Source organism: Lysinibacillus sp. NPDC098008 (assembly GCF_044760715.1).
In the GTDB taxonomy this organism is placed as follows: domain Bacteria; phylum Bacillota; class Bacilli; order Bacillales_A; family Planococcaceae; genus Lysinibacillus.
The window spans coordinates 36,856-55,198 of sequence record NZ_JBIWBA010000021.1 but is presented as its reverse complement, the minus strand read 5'-3'; the positions used below and the strand labels follow the sequence as shown (position 1 = coordinate 55,198).

The following is an 18,343-nucleotide window of genomic DNA, read 5'->3' as shown; positions in this document are numbered from 1 at the left end:
TCAACCTAAGTTAAAATAATTAATAATTCTAAAAACTACTACCCTACAACGAAAAAGCGCCCATCTTAGGACGCCAACTAGATACATTATATAATTAATTGCGTTGCTTCTGGCAAGTCAAGCTCTTCATAGTCCTGCACAAGTCCATTTAATAGGGCACGAAGCTCTACCGCCGTTTCTGTTTGGTTAATCGCTTTACGTGCTTTACCATTACCGCGAATCCCTTTTAAATACCACGATGCATGTTTGCGCATTTCACGTACTGCGATGCCCTCTCCCTTTAGTTGGATAAGGCGTTCAAAATGCAATAAACACACGTCAATTTTTTCACGTACGCTCGGTTCTTCTTTTAGCTCTCCTGTTGCTAAATATTGCACCGTACGATAAATCATCCATGGATTACCTAATGCAGCACGACCAATCATAACCGCATCTACACCAGTTGTATCAAGCATGCGTTTAGCATCCTGTGGTGTTTCTACATCACCATTGCCGAGCACTGGGATATTTACATTTTCCTTAACCTGACGAATAATATCCCAATTTGCTTTGCCTTCATACATTTGTACACGTGTACGACCATGGACAGCTACTGCTGATGCACCCGCACGTTCAACAGCTTGGGCATTCTCAATAGCAAAAATATGCTCGTCATCCCAGCCAATGCGCATTTTGACACTAACAGGCTTTTTAACAGCGTCCACAACAGCCGCTACCATTTCATAAACTTTATTTGGATCAAGCAGCAGGCGCGCACCTGCTTCACATTTAATAATTTTATTAACAGGGCATCCCATATTAATATCAATAATATTAGCGGTTGTATTTTCGTCTACATACTTTGCCGCTTCTACTAATGTTTCTTTATCCCCACCAAAAATTTGCAGTGATAAAGGATTTTCACGCTCATCAATATACAGCATACCTAGTGTTTTTTCATTTTTTTGAACAATACCCTTGTCACTTATCATTTCAGCATATACAAGCCCTGCTCCAAACTCTTTTACCGTTAAACGGAAAGCAGAGTTACAAATGCCAGCCATTGGCGCTAATACTACACGGTTGTCCATCACAATATCGCCAATTTGAAACGGCTTCTCAGTTGTTTGACTCAACGTTAATTTCCTCCTCTATAGGATCACTCTATCTATTTGCACGCTTATAACTTAATTTACTGTTAGAGGCTTATTGCAATCCTTCCACAAAGCCACACCTTCACGCTCACAATCCAGTTGCTGTAACTCATGATGCGCCTGTTGGAGCTGTTTGCCAAGTGGTGTCGGCGTGATTTCGACTAGTGGCACTAAAACAAATGCTCGCTCATACATTCTTGGATGTGGAACAATTAAGCTCTCAGTTTCAATATTCTCGTGATTGTAAAGCAAAATGTCAAGGTCAATGATTCGTGGCCCCCAGCGAAACTCCCGTACACGTCCTAGCTCTTGCTCAATAGACTGACATAGCTGGAGCATTTCAGCAGAGGATTTATTTGTTTTTAAATGGACAGCAATATTTAAAAAATTCGCTTGGTCTGTATAACCAACAGCAGCCGTTTCATAAACCGAAGAAATACGCACAAGCTCTATAGCTTTTTCTTGTTTTAAAAGTGCTATCGCTTGTTGGAGGTTATCGTACCTATCCCCCATATTTGTGCCAATCGATAAATAAACATCCTTCATGAGAATTCACCTCTCGTTACCTCAACGGACACCTCTTTATAGTAACCATGTATTGGCGGGTCTGGCTTAATAAGCTCTACTCGTACACCCTTTACTTTGTCAGTATAGGTTGTAAGTATCGTATTGGCTACTTTTACTGCAAGAGCCTCAATTAGCTTGAAAGGTTCACCCTCTACAATATCTCGGCATAACGCATAAACCTCTGCATAATTTACCGTATAATTGAGATCATCTGTTTCACCAGCCTTTGTCATGTCTACTGCCAATGAAACATTAGCTCGAAAACGCTGACCAAGAGTGGTTTCTGCTGCTAATACACCATGATAGCCATAAAATTGCATATCCTTTAAATGAATATAATCCATCACGCTTCCTCCTTAAACAAACGTTTCCCTACTAATATGTCAGCCATATGTGCTGCTCGTGCCATTTCCTTGACATCATGAACTCGTATCATATGACAGCCCTTATCAATTCCATAAACCACTGTTGCAGTAGTGCCTTCAAGACGCTCTTCAACAGGTAAGTTTAAAACATTGCCAATCATGGATTTACGTGATGTTGCTAATAACACTGGATAGCCCATTGCTGCTAAATCAGCTAAGTGCTGCATCATCGTTATATTGTGTATGGTATTTTTAGCAAAGCCAATACCAGGGTCTAAAATAATATGTGCATCAGGGACGCCTGCCTGATGTGCAATCGCAATACTTTTTTCTAAATCAGCCTTCGCTGTTGCCCAAAAATCAGTTCCATACTCCATATTGTCACGATTATGCATTAAAATAATCGGAACTTGTAAATCAGCAGCGACCTGAGCAATTTCAGGCTCAGCCTTTGCTCCCCAAATATCATTAATTATATGTGCTCCCGCTTTAATAGCAGCACGTGCCACATTCGCCTTATACGTATCAATGGAAATAATCGCAGGTACTTCCTTCACTAATGCTTGAATAACAGGCTCAACGCGTGCAATTTCATCCTCATCTGAAATTCGTTCGTAGCCTGGGCGTGTAGATTCACCACCGACATCAATAACTTTAGCCCCCTCAGCCACCATTTTTTTTGCTTGGGTAACCGCCGCTTCTACACTGTTGTACTTTCCTCCATCTGAGAACGAGTCTGGTGTAACATTTAAAATTCCCATCACAAATGTTTCTTTTGTGTAATCTAATGTAATACCATTAATTGTTAATGGTGTTGTATATTTTTCAAGCATGTAAACACTCCACTTCTTTTACAAATGCCTCATGTAAACATGAATAAACAAGCCCTTTATTGCCTAGAAATTGCTGTTGTTCTAAGCTACTAATAGGCACAAGCTCTTGTATAGAATTCGTAATAAAGCATTCTGTACTTTGCCTTATATCTTGCTTCGGAAAGAAGCCTTCTCTCACTTCAAGACCTAACATTTTAGCTTTTTGTATAACCCACGCTCGAATAATACCCGGTAAAATGCCTGTCTTCAAGGAAGGCGTATATAGTATATCATTTTTCACCCAAAATATATTTGATGTTACACCTTCTGCTATATAACCTTCTTGCGTTACAAAAAAGCCCTCATGCTGAGCAAGTGATGGGACTTCAAAACGCCCAAGTACGTTATTTCCATAATGATGTGATTTAAACCGTAATGCTTGCTCGGGTGTATTACGTGGTGTTGTTAGCCACTGAGCCGTCTTTTCAGTGCCACGAGGTGGATTTTGTAATTCTTTACGAAAAATAATGACATTTGGCTGTTGATAGGCTATTGGCTGTAATCCAATAGCATGTTCTCCAGCCGATACATTTAGACGGAAGTAGCCATCCTGACCATCCGCCTGTTGATTTAATTGCTGTACAACGTCCAATAAAGCCTGCTCTGTATATGGTAAATGAATGCGATATTGCGATAACGCCTCTTGAAGTCTTGTCATATGCGCTTCCCAGTCAAATACCTGACCACCATATGTGCGAAACGTTTCAAAAAAACCTAACCCATATAAAAACCCATGGTCAAAGGGAGAAATTCGTAAATCCTGTGCAGCCATACAATTACCATTCATCCAGCATTGCATTTATTTCACTTCCCCTACATATAAGTCTATAAATTGACGTAGTAGCTTTTTACCTTGCTCTGTCATAATAGACTCTGGATGATATTGTACACCCTCTATTGGGTATTCCTTATGACGTAGCCCCATAATTTCACCCTGTTCTGTCCATGCTGTCACTTCAAGACATGCCGGCAATGTTTCCTTTTCTACAATAAGCGAATGGTAGCGAGTTGCTTGAAATGGATTTGGCATTCCCTTATGCAAACCTACTTCAGCATGTAGTACAGGAGATGTCTTGCCATGCATTAGATGCTCCGCACGGATGACATTGCCACCAAACACCTGCGCAAGTGCTTGATGACCAAGACAAACGCCTAAAATCGGAATATTTCCTGCGAAATATTTAATAATGTTCAGACTTTCGCCCGCCTCATTTGGACTGCATGGTCCCGGAGAAATCACAATCATATCTGGTGCCAGCTTCTCAATTTCTTCTAGTGTTACTGTATCATTGCGTTTCACAACGATTTCATGACCAAATTCGCCCAGATATTGTACGATGTTATAAATAAATGAATCATAGTTATCAATCATTAAAATCATTTTGCTCGCTCCTCCGCCATTGCCTTTGCCTGCCACATTGCCTTCGCCTTATTTAAGGATTCCTGATACTCTCTTGCTGGAATAGAATCAATGACAATTCCCGCGCCAGCTTGAATATGTGCTACCCCATCCTTAATAAACGCTGTACGAATCACAATATTAAACTCCATATCTCCTGTAAAGCCCAGCCAGCCAATTGAACCTGTATATAAGCCACGTCTTACAGGCTCCAGTTCTTCAATAATTTCCATTGTGCGTATCTTTGGTGCACCTGTAATTGTGCCACCTGGAAACATTGCACGAATCACATCTGCATTTGTTTTCCCTTCTGCTATTTCCCCTCGTACATTTGAAACAATATGCATAACATGTGAATAACGCTCAATGACCATAAACTCATCCACTTCGACAGTTCCATAGGTTGATACTCGTCCTAAATCATTGCGCTCTAAATCTACCAGCATCACATGCTCAGCACGCTCTTTGTCATTATCAATTAATTCTTGTGCCAAGGCTAAATCTTCCGCTTCAAATTTCCCTCTTGGTCGAGTACCTGCGATTGGTCTTGTTGATAGCTCATTGCCATGACGCTTGACCAATAACTCTGGCGATCCAGAAACAACCGCAAAATCAGGCGCTTCAATATAAGCCATATATGGTGATGGGTTAAAGGCTCGTAATGCCTCGTAGACATCCATTGCTGTTGCTTGTAATTGCTTTGATTGACGAACAGATAAATTTACTTGGAATACATCCCCCTGTGCAATGTACTCTTGAATTTTTGTGACAGCCTCTTCAAAATCAGTTCCTACAAATGAAACATGTAGCTCATTTTCATCGTTCACCACTTCAACAGCATTTGTTTTTTCAAATTTACGTGTAGTGAGCCCTGCTTGTGCAGCAGCCTGCCAGCTATTCGCCCACTCCTCTAGGTCAACATGGCAACCGTCTAGCTTCATCAGCGTGACAGTATTGGATTTCACATCATGTACTGCCCAGCAATCAAATAAATAAAAATAAATATCTGGTACTTGTAAATCATCCTTTGCAGTATTTGGAAGTCGCTCGATTTTGCGAGCATAGTCATAGGAAACAAATCCAATGGCTCCTCCCTGAAAAACAGGAAGCTCTGCATGATAAGAAATTTGATATTCTGCCACAAGCTGCTCTAATAATGCAAGGGGCTCACCTGCTAAAACCTCACTTTTGCCATCTCTCCATTTAACACAAAGCCCTTCTTCCATTGATTGTGCAGTAGCTAATGGATTCCAAGCAGCGATCGTCAAATGTCCACCACGGCCGCTTTCTAAAAATATATGTCGTTGCTCATTCTTCGTTTGTTGCTGATAACTATAAAAAAATGATTCCGCATCCATTGTTATTGTTTTCGTCAATAATGTACTCAAGTTCCTTTTCCCCTTTGAATCATATGATGTGATTCCATCTTAACGTGAATATTTCATAGAAGCGACTATTTTTATCAATTTAGTATAGTAGCTATTTGCATGCATAAAAAAGACCCCTTATAGAAAGGAGCCTTTTCGCAAAAATTTTATATTAGTCTTCAAATTGATATAAAGGTGTTGATAGGTAGCGCTCACCATTTGATGGTACCACTGCAAGAACATTTGAACCTTTGCCCAAGCGTTTTGCTGTTTCGATAGCTGCATGAATTGCTGCACCTGATGAAATACCGCATAAAATACCTTCTTCACGAGCTACTTTGCGAGCTACATCAAAAGCAACCTCATTTTCCACAGGGAATACAGAAGAATATACCTCTGTATCTAAAACTGCTGGGATAAAGCCTGCACCAATACCTTGGATTTTATGTGGACCTGGTTGACCACCAGAAAGAACTGGCGAATCCTTCGGCTCAACAGCGATAATTTCAATGTTTGGATATTTTTCTTTTAAAACGACACCTGCACCTGTAATTGTACCACCCGTACCAATACCAGCTACAAATGCATCCAATGTTAAACCGTCAAATGCTTCAACAATTTCAGGACCTGTTGTTAGGCGATGGATTTCTGCATTTGCTGGGTTTGTAAATTGTTGTGGCAAGAAATAGCCATGCTCTTTAGCTAGTTCTTCTGCTTTTGCAATAGCTCCCTTCATTCCTGCTGGACCAGGTGTTAACACAAGCTCTGCACCATATGCGCGTAATAGGTTGCGGCGCTCTAAGCTCATTGTTTCTGGCATTGCTAAAATTGCTTTATATCCTTTAGCTGCAGCAATCATCGCAAGACCAATGCCTGTATTGCCAGATGTCGGCTCGATAATTGTACCACCAGGCTTTAATGTGCCATCCTTTTCAGCTGCTTCAATCATCGCTAAAGCTAAACGGTCTTTTACTGAGCTACCAGGGTTAAAATATTCTAATTTTACATATACAGTACCTTCATTTTCACTTGTTGCATGATTTAATTTCACAATAGGTGTATTGCCCACTAATTCTGCTACTGAGTTTGCTAATTTACTCATTTCATCATCCACTCCCAATCCCTACTATTTTTATAGGTTTTACTTATTTTGTATTTTATCAATTTTTCCATTCGATTGTCAATAAAGAAAACAGATATTTTCTGAATATTTATTTGCCACATGCTAAAAAGAATCTGCAACATTTATTTGGGTAAGTCACTATGACATTCACAAGCTAACTTAGGCTTATTTTACCCGCAAAAATCCGCAGATTCTTTCTGTTATTATTTTTCTTTTTTAGACTCCCCATAATACCATGTTGCATTAAATTCCGACCAAAAAGCTTCGGGTGTTACAGATTGCGGTAATTGCTCTAAAGCTAGCTCACGCTCAATATGCTCTTTCACATCATTATATGTAAAGGTTTGTCCTTCTAATACCTCTTGTACCTGAACAATTCCATAATGCCCATTATCTAGCTTAAAGGCTTTACTAATTTCATTTGCCTTTAACGATTTTGCAGCATTAATAATAGCAGGGTCAATATTTTCCTGATTTTCTGTCAGGAAGCCAATATCGCCTCCTAAGCTTGCTGAAGCACTATCCACTGAAATTTCGCGTGCCAGCACAGAAAAATCAGAGCCATTTTTTAACTCACTTAATGCCTCGTCAGCAGCCTTTTTAGATTCTACTTCAATAAAATTTGTACGATAGCTTGTTTTTGTATTATACAGCCCTTGATTCTCTTCGTAGTATTGCTCAACATCTTCTCCACTAATCACTACATCTTTTGTTAGCACCTTATCTAGTATAAGCTGTGAGCGAATTTTTTGACGTAGCTGCTCTGCTGAAAGATTTTGCATAACTGTATCAAACTTATCTTGTGCAGAACGCATTAATGCTAGTTCAAGGTCAATTTCTTGATCTGTTACTTTAATTTTATATGCTTTTGCTGCCTTTTCCATTACTGTTTCATTCACTAAATTTTGTAGTGTTTCTTTACCGTAGCGTTCTTCCATAGCAATCATCCACTCTTGACGTGTAATGACATCCCCATCAATGGCAGCGACTTGTTCGTCGCTACCAATTTCTTGATCTTTATTTGGGATTAACCAAGCAATGAACCATGAAATATTCCCCAGTAACAAAATCACCATAACAGCTAAGGCAGGTTTTGTCTTTAAACGGCGTTGTAATAGAGGTGTTTGGTTTGGTGTTACAGCGGGTGCAGGTCGTCGATTACGCGTTGAGCTCATCAATAAATCCTTCTAGCTCTTCTTTCGAAAATTCGTATGTTTCCAAGCAGAAATGACATTGTGCCTCTGCTTTGCCATCTTCTTCAATCATTTCTCGAATTTCCGCTGTTCCTAAACCTAAAATTGCTGCACCAAAACGCTCTTTTGAACACTGACATTTAAATTCAACAGGCATGGAATCTAAAAGTTGTAGATGCCCATTTCCCAATACAGCCTCTAAAATTTGCTCAGGTGTAAAGCCTTTTTCAATCATTTTCGAAACAGGCTCTATCGTAGCAAGATGTTGCTCAATTTCATTAATTGTTGCATCATCACAGCCTGGCATTAATTGAAGAATAAATCCCCCAGACGCAAGAATTGTATTATCTGGATTCACTAAAACTCCTAAGCCAACAGATGAAGGCACTTGCTCAGACGTCGCGAAATAATACGTAAAATCTTCGGCAACCTCACCTGAAACAATGGGTGTTTGTCCAGAGAACATATCTCTTAAGCCAAGGTCTTTGACAACTGTTAACGCTCCCTCTGAGCCAACACCTGCTCGAACATCTAGCTTACCATGCTCGTTTAAATCAAAATGAACATGTGGATTTGTCACAAAGCCACGCACCTCACCATGTGCATTGCTATCAATGACCATAGGACCAATTGGGCCATTCCCCTCAATTTTAATTGTAATTTTCTCTTCACCTTTTAACATTGCCCCCATCATAACAGCGGCAGTCATGGAGCGGCCTAGAGCTGCTGACACAACAGGCCATGTATCATGGCGACGTTGCATTTCTCCTACTGTTGCTGTTGTGCGAGCCGCAAAGACGCGAACTTGCCCATTAAATCCTAAACCTCTTACTAAATAGTCATTCATAAATGAAATGTCCCTCATTTCTTATTGATTACGTTTATATAGCTTATATAAGCCTTTGAGCGTTAAAAATGGCTCCACAACGTCAATAATTTGTGTTTCCGCTGCAATTAGATTCGCTAGACCACCTGTAGCAATTACTAATGGCTCCTCTTTACTTTGTGCCTTCATACGATTCACAATACCCTCTACTTGTCCAACAAAGCCATAAAAAATACCTGCCTGCATCGCAGAAACCGTTGTTTTGCCAACAATATGTGTAGGTCGCAATATTTCAATACGTGGTAGCCGCGCAGCCTGTGTATAGAGTGCCTCTGTAGAAATGGTGATGCCCGGTGCAATAGCACCACCCATATAATCACCCTTCTCATTCAAATAGCAATAGGTTGTTGCTGTGCCAAAATCAACGATAATTAAAGGCGGTTTATATAAATCTAAAGCTGCTATAGCATTAACAATACGGTCAGAGCCAACCTCGCGTGGATTTTCATATTTAATATTTAAGCCTGTTTTCACACCAGGACCTACAACTAACGGTTTTTTTCGAAAATATTTCTGGCACATTGCCTCTAACGAAAACATAATTGGCGGTACAACTGAGGATATAATAATACCTGTAATTTGTTCAAATGAAATACCTGCATGATGAAAAAACGATAATACTTGCATGGCATATTCATCCTCTGTTTTATGAAGGTCTGTTACCATACGCCAATGGAAGGCTAATTGCTCGCTGTCATCATAGACACCTAACACAATATTAGAATTCCCTGCATCTAACACTAAAATCAAGGCTAATACCTCCCATATCGTCAATGTAGCTTTTATAAACTTAATGCTATAGCCAACAAACTAATTACACTTGAGAAAATGATACCATACTTTTTATAGCAAGCAGTAGCCCTTTGAAAAGGAGCTCCCTATATTAGGCAGCTCCTTTCTCATTATTTAAAATTAAATTTTTCTGGGTCTGGACCACAGCGTAAGCCATCATTTAGTGCATCTAATTGCTTCATCTCTTCTTCTGTTAAGGCAAAATCAAAAATATCAAGGTTTTCAGCCATACGTGTAGGTGTCATTGTTTTTGGAATCGTTACAACATTATGTTGAACATCATAACGCAATACAATCTGTGCAGGTGTTTTGCCATATTTCGCAGCAAGCTCCTGAATTAATGCTTCCTCCAGCAATTTACCGTTCATTAAAGGTGACCATGCCTCCACCTGAATGCCCTTGTCTTGGCAATACGCACGTACTTCCTCCTGCGTTAAATGTGGATGGAACTCAATTTGATTAATAACAGGAACGACTGTTGTTTCCTTTAAAAGCTTTTCTAAATGATGTACATGGAAATTACTTACGCCAATAGAGCGTACTCGACCATCTTGATAAATTTTTTCTAATGCTTTATATACTTCAAGATAATTTTCGTCAATACCAGGCCAGTGTACTAAATATAAATCTAAATAATCTAAGCCAATTTTTTCTAAGCTACTGTCATAAGCAGCAAGTGTTTCTTCATAGGAAAGACCATCGTTCCACACTTTAGAAGTAATAAATAGCTCCTCACGAGTTACCAGTCCTTCTTCAATTGCTGCACGTATACCGCGTCCAACACTTTCCTCATTACCGTATACTTGTGCTGTATCAATGCTACGATAGCCTTTTGCAATAGCTGTTTTTACAGCTTCTGCTAGGTCATCTCCTTCAGGCACTCGAAAAACACCATAACCCACTAAAGGCATTTCCAGTCCATTATTCAGTGTTACATTTCCCATGCTTCAACACTCCTATCTTGTTTTCGCTAACATTTACATCTTCTCTCTACAGAGTTGTATGTAGCTGTCCTTCACTTATCTATCGTAATGCTTCACCATACGAAAAGGCAAAGAAAAAGGATTGAAAGCAAGCTTCAAAATCAATTATGCCCCAGCGTAATTGATTTCGCGCAGATAAACAATGCGTTCGGATTTTTTCGAGTGAACTCGAAAAAATCCTCTCAAAATCCACAGCAATATTTTCTGTACCGAAAGCGCCTTTTTTCTTGGTTCAATAGGCGTTTGGATACCCTCTAACAGAGGTAAAGGGCATTCATCCTCTCCCTTCTTCTGTATCTGCTACTGACGCCTTGCTTTCATGTAAAAAAGAAAAGAATTTGCTGAACCAAGATAACGCAAAGAAATTGATTTTCATCCTGATTACAGAGCTTCAAGCAATTTAGTGTAAAATCACCATATAAAAAGACTGCTCACTAAGTTAGTAAGCAGTCTTGTTTGGATTAATCACGTTTTTCGTTAATGCCTTTTGGGGCATCATCGTTTGGTTCTGTGCTTTCTTTTTTTAAATCCAAAGCTGTTGGATTTGGGTCTTTGCTCAGCAATTCTTTTTCCACAACTGGTTCACCAATTGTATCTAATGTTGGCTTCGCTTCAATTTTCGGCTTGTTATCCTCAATTTTTTCAACAGCTTCTGGCTCTGGTAATACACCATAATCGCGTAAATGCTCGATTTCTTGTGCATTTAATGTTTCTTTTTCCATTAAAGTATTCGCAATTAAATCAAGTAGCTCACGTTTCTCTGTTAGGATACGTTTTGTACGCTCATATTGTGTATCAATGATTTTTTGCATTTCTTTATCAATTTCATAAGCGATTGAATCAGAATAGTTTTGATCCGAATTAAAGTCACGACCAAGGAATACATTACCACCCTGGCTTGATCCGAATTGCATCGCACCAAGATTTTCACTCATACCATATTCAGTCACCATTGCACGTGCAATGCTTGTAACCTTTTGGAAATCGTTATGTGCACCTGTAGATACTTCACCAAGAACAATTTCTTCTGCTACACGGCCACCAAGAAGCCCTGCAATGCGGTCTAAAAGCTCTTGTTTTGTTGTAAAGAAGCGCTCCTCCTTCGGTAACATAATCGCATAACCACCCGCTTGACCACGTGGCACAATTGTAACTTTGTGTACTGTATCAGCCTCATCTAACTCAAGACCAACAACTACGTGACCAGCCTCATGGAATGATACAAGTTTTTTCTCTTTTGCTGAATATACACGGCTCGCTTTAGCTGGACCAGCAATTACGCGGTCAGATGCCTCATCGATATCTGCCATATTAATTGTACGCTTACCTTTACGAGCTGCTACAAGTGCCGCTTCGTTCAGTAAGTTTTCTAAATCTGCACCTGAGAACCCTGGTGTACGTTGTGCAACAGCAGCTAAATCCACTGAATCTGCTAAAGGCTTGTTGCGTGCATGTACCTTTAAGACTGCCTCACGCCCTTTTACATCAGGATGTCCTACTGTAATTTGACGGTCAAAACGACCTGGACGTAATAATGCCTTATCTAAAATATCTGGTCGGTTCGTTGCAGCGATAATGATAATACCTTCATTTGCGCCAAAACCATCCATTTCAACAAGTAACTGATTCAATGTTTGCTCACGCTCATCATGGCCACCGCCAAGACCAGCGCCACGTTGACGACCAACCGCATCAATCTCATCAATAAAGATAATACATGGTGCGTTTTTCTTAGCATTTTCAAACAAGTCACGAACACGTGATGCACCGACACCAACAAACATCTCTACAAAGTCAGAACCTGAGATGGAGAAGAATGGAACGCCTGCTTCACCTGCTACTGCTCGTGCTAGTAATGTTTTACCTGTACCTGGAGGACCTACAAGTAAGATACCCTTTGGAATACGTGCACCGATTTCAGTAAATTTGCGATGGTCTTTTAAAAATTCTACGACCTCCACAAGCTCTGCCTTTTCTTCATCAGCACCTGCTACATCTGTAAAACGTACTTTTTTCTTTTGGTCATCATAAAGTTTTGCTTTACTTTTACCGAAGCCCATCACTTTATTACCGCCACCCTGAGATTGGCTCATTAGGAAGAAGAATAAGAAAATGATGATAATGAAAGGAATAATCCCTGTAAAGAATTGAATCCATCCACTTGTTTCTGGTGCTGCTAAAAAACTAATATTACTATCTTTATCCCTAGCAGCCTCATCGATGCGGTCCATTAAAGATTGGTTTTCACGAGGAATGTTTGTAGTAAAGCTCTCCCCTTTTTCATACCCCTTCAGTGTTCCTTCAACGACGTAAACTGATTTATCAGGTTGAATTGTAGCACTTGTTATTTCTTTCTTATCTAGAGCTTCTTGAAACTCATAATACGTTAACTCTTTCGTTGGTGAATTACCGCCATTGAAAGTACCAAAAATACCGATAATCACTAGGAAAATCAGTAGGTAGAATATGGTATATCGAAATATTCGATTCATCTCCAGCCTCCTCATTACAAACAGAAAAATTATAAGTAAAATCTTAACATACCCTGATTTCAGGATACAACGAAAAGCCCTACTTAAAAAATGTTTCGTTTATTTCTTACTGCTATTGCAACGGCTTTTAGACCATCTTTATACGTCCCAGCGTAATTGTACCTGTTCCTTAAGCTCGATATAACGGAATATTGTGTCAAGATTTTGAATTATATTCATAATGAGCAAATTGTAGAGCAATTTTTTCCATATACATTGCTACATATAAAATCTTCAGCTCATTAATGGAAATAATATACATCCAAAAACCCTTGATAGCCTACGCTGGAGGTCCTTACTTTCTTATAGCTGGCAGTTTATCTTTTAGAATGAATAAACTTCAGGTTTTAAAATACCAATATAAGGTAAGTTACGATATTTTTCTGCGTAATCTAAGCCATATCCCACAACAAAGCCATCTGGCACTTCAAAACCAACATAGTCAGCAGCTAAGTTCACTTTGCGACCTGATGGTTTATCAAGCAATGTCACAATTTTAATGGATTTTGCTTTGCGATACTTAAATAAATCTACTAAGTAGCTTAATGTTAAACCGCTATCAATAATATCCTCAATAATTAATACATCGCGCCCCTCAACGCTTGTATTCAAATCTTTTAAAATCTTTACTTCCCCAGATGAAACTGTAGCATTGCCATAGCTAGATACATCCATAAAATCTAGCTCGATAAAAGAATCAAAACGCTTCATTAAATCTGTCATAAAGGGCATTGCCCCTTTAAGAACACCAACAGCCAATGGGAATGAATCTTTGTACTCCTCTGTTAATTGTGTGCCTAGCTCTGCAATTCTCTCCTGCAATTGTTCCTCTGTAATCATAACTTTTTCGATGTCATTTTGTAACATATCGATTCCTCCTCGTGATGTATCAAAAAACCTTCAACTTATTGTGTTGAAATATTTTACAAAGACCTTAGTCTACGATGAGCACTGTATCATCGTTTGGTTGCGGGATGGTTGAAAAAAATATGCCCATACGCACACCAATTACCGCTACTACCTCATCAGACTGAGAAATCAGTAACGGCCAGCTATTTCGCTCATTTAAAGGAATCTTTTCATCTATAAAAAGGCGAGATAAGCGTTTTGGCTGATCCATTCCTTTTAACAGCATTCTATCTCCATCCCTGCGAGTTCTTACATAGAGCGGCAGATGGAGTTTGCTAGCGTTAAAATAAAAAAGTTGTGCAGTATCCGTCAGCAGCTCAGACGATAAATCATGCAACTTGACTACGCATAAGCGTTCACCAGTTGTTAGTGTTGTCCACCCATTAGCAGCCGAAATCATCATTTTCTCAGAAGAAAACAGCCCTTCCAATGACCTATTCTTCTGAATCGTTAATTGTCCGTAACGGCGAACTGCTAGAAAATCTTCAGGCAAGTGAATTTCAGCATATCCTGCTGTCGTTTCACAAAGCTTTAAAATTGAAGTCAATAAAGCATAACTTTGTATCGTATTTGAATCTTTGTAAAGATAGTTTAATAGTATTAAAATGAGCCTCCTTTGTAAAGCAAGTGGTACCAATTGAAAGGCATCAATTTCCATGCTATATGTATTTTCGTTACTTCTTTTGATGGTTTGGGAAAATACATCTTGGGCTAATGTCATTAAAAAGGCATCATCTTCCTGCAATTGCTTTGTAAAATGAGTGACCTGCTCACTCACTCGCGGGTTTTCTGCCTCTAGTAAAGGCACCACATGATGTCTAAAACGATTGCGTGCATAAGTATCCTTCGCATTGCTAGCATCTTCTCGATAATCCAAACCTTTTCTAAGTAAATATTCCCTTATTTCATGCTTTGTAACCGTTAAAAATGGACGAATTAATGTTTTCCCCTCAAAAAATCGCTTAGGACGTATTCCTTGCATACTATTGATGGTCGCATTTTTCGTTAATGCCATTAATATCGACTCTAGTTGGTCGTCTGCATGATGTGCAGTAACAAGCTTATTCGCATTTGTTTGCTGTAAGACCTCTTTAAAGTATCGGTATCTTTCCCTACGACAAATAAGCTGTGTATTACCTTTTTCCTGTGCCATTATTGCAGGTATAGGAATCGCCTTTGCATGTAAAGAAACACCATTTTTATCGCAATAACTTTGAACAAATGCTCTATCCTCAGCGGAGGCGTCCCCTCTTAACATATGATCGACATGTACTGCCTCTATCTGAATGCCCCATTGCTCTTTTGCTTGCACAAAATAATGTAATAATGCCATAGAATCAACTCCACCCGAAACGGCGATGAGAAGATGGTCGTCTTGCTGTAATAATCGCTCTTTTTCAATAAATGATTTAACCTTTAATTCAAATGACAAACGCTTCTCCTCCCCTTTTCGATAATGATTTAAGATGATTTACTCATTGAAGGTTGAGCTGGTCTAAACACAGCCCATGTCGGTACAACATGCGTCACCTCCAGCATTAATACAGTACAGTCATCTTCAATAGCATAGTAGCCCTGGAACGACTGCATCATCATTGTTAGCTTTTCTTGAATAGTTTTATTTGTACTTGCAACCTGCTGTGCATAAGCTAAAAACATCTCCTCCTGCTCATCCCAATCAGCCACACTCGAAAACAAACCATCTGAATGCATTAAAATAACATCGCCTGCCTTTAGTTTTCTTTTTTCAGCCTCGACTGCTGAAATGGATAAAAAGCCTACAGGTGCGGCATTACTTTCAACTTTTAATACCTCTTTTCCACGTAAAATATAGGTCGACATTCCACCAGCCTTCCATGACCATAAATCACCATGCTGTAAATCAACAAGCGCAAAATCAAGTGTCGCATACATATCATTTTGCTGCTTTAAAGACATAACATAATGCAATGTATGCATCGCCGTTTCTGGATTCATATTGTAATTAAGGCATTCCCTCATTAAATGTATTAACTTTCTACTTTCATGCTGTGCTTCTTTACTTTGACCCATACCATCTGATAGCAAAATGGCAAAGAGTCCTGGATGTAATTGAAAGAGTGCATGTGAATCACCAGAGTACAATGTTGCCTCTTTTGACATGCTATATATATCATACTCTACTTCAAAGCTAATAGCTGACTGAAAACATACTTGAACATGACGAAATGGTATATCACATGCTACTACTTTTTCAATTTCAAATGGTTCATCGAAAATCTCATAAAGAATCGGCAAAATCATACGCTCAGCTAACGTCGTATCCTCCTCCCAATTCACTCGTGCTGGCGCTAAAGCACAAACAATCTTGCGTGCTCCAGGCTTATTGCTCAATACATCAAGCTGAAAACATTCAATATGTGCTTCCTTTAAGCGTTCAATAATATCCTTTTCTACACTTACAAAGGAAATCGTATCCTCCTTCATCTCAGCTATTAGCTGGTTTAAATGATTGCTCATATCACGAAGCTGAAGTGCAATCATCTTTTTTCCATGAAAATATTGACCATTGATATGTTCACGATATAGCTCTGTATCCAGCTCCTCAAAAATTTTCGAAGACTTCACGCATTTATAGCGTATTTGCTCCTCAACACGATGCAGTGTCGATTCCTTTCCCATTCCCTTCATATGAAACCAATCCGTCATTAGCTTGTCCATTCCATTATTTTGCGCTCCCCAGCAATGGTCGTAGCGAAAGCAGCTTAAGCAAGTATTCATCGGTGACACTTCTTTTGCTGCCTCAACAGGTGTTGTCATAAAACGATCAAACACAAGCTCCTTCATAAATTGCACAAAATGTTGAAAATGCTCTAATTTATAGGTTACATGTTCGGTTAGCCAATTTTGCCTTGCAAGTAAAATCTCCTCTCGCTGCGGAAACAGCTTGTCCTTCACCATATCTGAATATTTCCTTGGAATGGTGAGAAAAACAACGCTGCCAATAACAATGGAAGTAAAGTAAACACTATCTAACGGCAATGTAGCATCATAAAATAAAAAAAAGACACTTGGCAAAATGCTGCCGATTGCAACACCAAACCTCCCCATTTTAGCCCCCATACCTGCACATAACCCTGTTAAAGTTGCTACAGATAGCATTCCTGTAAATGATAGCTTTGCAACGCCTATAAGTGTGCCTAAAACGGCTCCTATAACCGTTGCCAATGGAACACTGCCCACTAACCCTCCAAAGCAAATAAAGAGCTGTAATAAGAAGATAGACAATGAAAAATAGCTAAAGACAGCCGCCTGCATCCCTGTCAGCATCGCAGCAAATACAACTAATCCAGAGCCTAACTTTTCATATGTCCAATGGCTCGTAAACCACTCGTAGGAATTAACAAATAATACTTGCATAAATAACGTCATAATAAGAGCTAAAGCCGCTTCACACCCTACATAAAACTGTACAAGCACTGGCGGTAACCCTTGATATATCAGCCCTTGCCATACTATTTGAACCAGTAACACGGCTAATGAAACGGCAATGCTCTGCGGTAGCTGCCAATAACGGAAGCGCCTAATACATTCATACATCAAAATTTGCAAAACTAAAATAAGGACTTGTCCAAGACCAAGGAACAAGCATCCTGTCAAACTCCCAAATAACACAAACTTGGCATACTCTTTATACTTTGTTCGAATAATAGCCCAAAAAGGAACCGAGAACGGCACAGCCGCTTCAAATACAACAGACTGTGCCAAAAAAAAGGATGTTAAAAAAAAGAGAGAGCCTATAAGTATTTGTCTTTTTTTCGTTCCTAATTTTTGGGCATCTACATTCGTTGTAGCATACCATTCAATACTTGCCATTTAACTATCCCCTTTCCGCACTTTTGGCTATTATAAAAAATTATGTATGGAAAGATTGTCTGACGGTGACAGAAGAAAATATAAATCGTTCGACGAATAGCTATTCATAAATACGAGAAGCGGCAGTAAATACGACAGGAAGAATTACAAGTACAGTAAAAATTGCTATAATATCCTTCACTAAAAGCATTACCCTTGCGATTTGACAATACTAGCGATACATTTCTACGCAAGGACAAAAAATCCGTCAAAATTTCCACTTGGATGGAAGTAGAATGACAGCACTTCTACACACTTATTCCATATAGTGAACCTAAATAACTTTTTTTAAAAAGCTACTTGACACTAGCATCAATGGCTTGTATTAT

16 protein-coding genes are annotated in these 18,343 nt (G+C 39.2%); all 16 read right to left on the bottom strand.

All coding sequences use genetic code 11. The features are described 5' to 3' along the window. Positions 1-86: 86 nt before the first annotated feature. A complete protein-coding gene (gene dusB / locus ACIQVU_RS16060; RefSeq protein WP_340803837.1) occupies positions 87-1,115 on the bottom strand; it encodes a tRNA dihydrouridine synthase DusB in 1,029 nt (342 codons plus the stop codon). Positions 1,116-1,166: 51 nt separating this feature from the next. Continuing rightward, the gene (gene folK, locus ACIQVU_RS16055) at positions 1,167-1,679 is read right to left on the bottom strand and encodes a 2-amino-4-hydroxy-6-hydroxymethyldihydropteridine diphosphokinase (RefSeq protein ID WP_402896302.1); all 513 of its coding nucleotides are present in this window, start codon (positions 1,677-1,679) and stop codon (positions 1,167-1,169) included. Next, positions 1,676-2,044: a dihydroneopterin aldolase gene (gene folB, locus ACIQVU_RS16050; RefSeq protein ID WP_340803835.1), complete on the bottom strand. Its 369-nt coding sequence runs from the start codon at positions 2,042-2,044 to the stop codon at positions 1,676-1,678. The genes folK and folB overlap by 4 nt, the downstream gene beginning before the upstream one ends. Further along, positions 2,044-2,898, bottom strand: coding sequence for a dihydropteroate synthase (gene folP / locus ACIQVU_RS16045; RefSeq protein WP_340803834.1), 855 nt, complete (start codon positions 2,896-2,898; stop codon positions 2,044-2,046). Before folP ends, folB begins: the two co-directional genes overlap by 1 nt. Then, the gene (gene pabC / locus ACIQVU_RS16040; RefSeq protein ID WP_402896300.1) at positions 2,891-3,736 is read right to left on the bottom strand and encodes an aminodeoxychorismate lyase; all 846 of its coding nucleotides are present in this window, start codon (positions 3,734-3,736) and stop codon (positions 2,891-2,893) included. The genes folP and pabC overlap by 8 nt, the downstream gene beginning before the upstream one ends. Next, positions 3,737-4,318 carry an aminodeoxychorismate/anthranilate synthase component II gene (gene pabA / locus ACIQVU_RS16035; RefSeq protein ID WP_340803832.1) on the bottom strand — a complete coding sequence of 194 codons (582 nt, stop codon included), beginning with the start codon at positions 4,316-4,318 and terminating at the stop codon, positions 3,737-3,739. It lies immediately after the preceding gene. Beyond that, positions 4,315-5,724 (bottom strand): anthranilate synthase component I family protein, encoded by a 1,410-nt coding sequence (locus ACIQVU_RS16030; RefSeq protein ID WP_402896298.1) that lies wholly within the window; start codon positions 5,722-5,724, stop codon positions 4,315-4,317. The genes pabA and ACIQVU_RS16030 overlap by 4 nt, the downstream gene beginning before the upstream one ends. Positions 5,725-5,875: 151 nt before the next feature. Further along, positions 5,876-6,805 carry a cysteine synthase A gene (gene cysK / locus ACIQVU_RS16025; RefSeq protein WP_340803814.1) on the bottom strand — a complete coding sequence of 310 codons (930 nt, stop codon included), beginning with the start codon at positions 6,803-6,805 and terminating at the stop codon, positions 5,876-5,878. Between the two features lie 224 nt (positions 6,806-7,029). Next, positions 7,030-8,001 (bottom strand): peptidyl-prolyl cis-trans isomerase, encoded by a 972-nt coding sequence (locus tag ACIQVU_RS16020; RefSeq protein ID WP_402896295.1) that lies wholly within the window; start codon positions 7,999-8,001, stop codon positions 7,030-7,032. Then, entirely contained in the window at positions 7,985-8,866 is an 882-nt protein-coding gene (gene hslO, locus ACIQVU_RS16015) for an Hsp33 family molecular chaperone HslO (RefSeq protein ID WP_340803811.1), read from the bottom strand. Before hslO ends, ACIQVU_RS16020 begins: the two co-directional genes overlap by 17 nt. 21 nt (positions 8,867-8,887) lie before the next feature. Then, positions 8,888-9,655 carry a type III pantothenate kinase gene (locus tag ACIQVU_RS16010; RefSeq protein ID WP_340803810.1) on the bottom strand — a complete coding sequence of 256 codons (768 nt, stop codon included), beginning with the start codon at positions 9,653-9,655 and terminating at the stop codon, positions 8,888-8,890. A gap of 152 nt (positions 9,656-9,807) precedes the next feature. After that, positions 9,808-10,641 (bottom strand): aldo/keto reductase, encoded by an 834-nt coding sequence (locus ACIQVU_RS16005; RefSeq protein WP_340803809.1) that lies wholly within the window; start codon positions 10,639-10,641, stop codon positions 9,808-9,810. A 500-nt stretch (positions 10,642-11,141) separates the two neighbouring features. Continuing rightward, a complete protein-coding gene (ftsH, locus tag ACIQVU_RS16000) occupies positions 11,142-13,172 on the bottom strand; it encodes an ATP-dependent zinc metalloprotease FtsH (RefSeq protein WP_340803808.1) in 2,031 nt (676 codons plus the stop codon). A gap of 363 nt (positions 13,173-13,535) precedes the next feature. Then, the gene (hpt, locus tag ACIQVU_RS15995; RefSeq protein WP_340803806.1) at positions 13,536-14,078 is read right to left on the bottom strand and encodes a hypoxanthine phosphoribosyltransferase; all 543 of its coding nucleotides are present in this window, start codon (positions 14,076-14,078) and stop codon (positions 13,536-13,538) included. Between the two features lie 67 nt (positions 14,079-14,145). Continuing rightward, entirely contained in the window at positions 14,146-15,552 is a 1,407-nt protein-coding gene (gene tilS / locus ACIQVU_RS15990) for a tRNA lysidine(34) synthetase TilS (protein ID WP_340803804.1), read from the bottom strand. Positions 15,553-15,581: 29 nt separating this feature from the next. Then, positions 15,582-17,975 (bottom strand): SpoIIE family protein phosphatase, encoded by a 2,394-nt coding sequence (locus tag ACIQVU_RS15985; RefSeq protein ID WP_402896291.1) that lies wholly within the window; start codon positions 17,973-17,975, stop codon positions 15,582-15,584. Positions 17,976-18,343 lie beyond the last annotated feature (368 nt).

What these genes read in the sequence shown, in the direction of transcription:
- ACIQVU_RS16020 (WP_402896295.1), bottom strand. Translation starts at nt 8,001, where the DNA reads ATGAGCTCAACGCGTAATCGACGACCTGCACCCGCTGTAACACCAAAC.
- folP (WP_340803834.1), bottom strand. Translation starts at nt 2,898, where the DNA reads ATGCTTGAAAAATATACAACACCATTAACAATTAATGGTATTACATTA.
- pabC (WP_402896300.1), bottom strand. Translation starts at nt 3,736, where the DNA reads ATGCAATGCTGGATGAATGGTAATTGTATGGCTGCACAGGATTTACGA.
- hpt (WP_340803806.1), bottom strand. Translation starts at nt 14,078, where the DNA reads ATGTTACAAAATGACATCGAAAAAGTTATGATTACAGAGGAACAATTG.
- folK (WP_402896302.1), bottom strand. Translation starts at nt 1,679, where the DNA reads ATGAAGGATGTTTATTTATCGATTGGCACAAATATGGGGGATAGGTAC.
- ftsH (WP_340803808.1), bottom strand. Translation starts at nt 13,172, where the DNA reads ATGAATCGAATATTTCGATATACCATATTCTACCTACTGATTTTCCTA.
- cysK (WP_340803814.1), bottom strand. Translation starts at nt 6,805, where the DNA reads ATGAGTAAATTAGCAAACTCAGTAGCAGAATTAGTGGGCAATACACCT.
- ACIQVU_RS15985 (WP_402896291.1), bottom strand. Translation starts at nt 17,975, where the DNA reads ATGGCAAGTATTGAATGGTATGCTACAACGAATGTAGATGCCCAAAAA.
- folB (WP_340803835.1), bottom strand. Translation starts at nt 2,044, where the DNA reads ATGGATTATATTCATTTAAAGGATATGCAATTTTATGGCTATCATGGT.
- ACIQVU_RS16005 (WP_340803809.1), bottom strand. Translation starts at nt 10,641, where the DNA reads ATGGGAAATGTAACACTGAATAATGGACTGGAAATGCCTTTAGTGGGT.
- pabA (WP_340803832.1), bottom strand. Translation starts at nt 4,318, where the DNA reads ATGATTTTAATGATTGATAACTATGATTCATTTATTTATAACATCGTA.
- hslO (WP_340803811.1), bottom strand. Translation starts at nt 8,866, where the DNA reads ATGAATGACTATTTAGTAAGAGGTTTAGGATTTAATGGGCAAGTTCGC.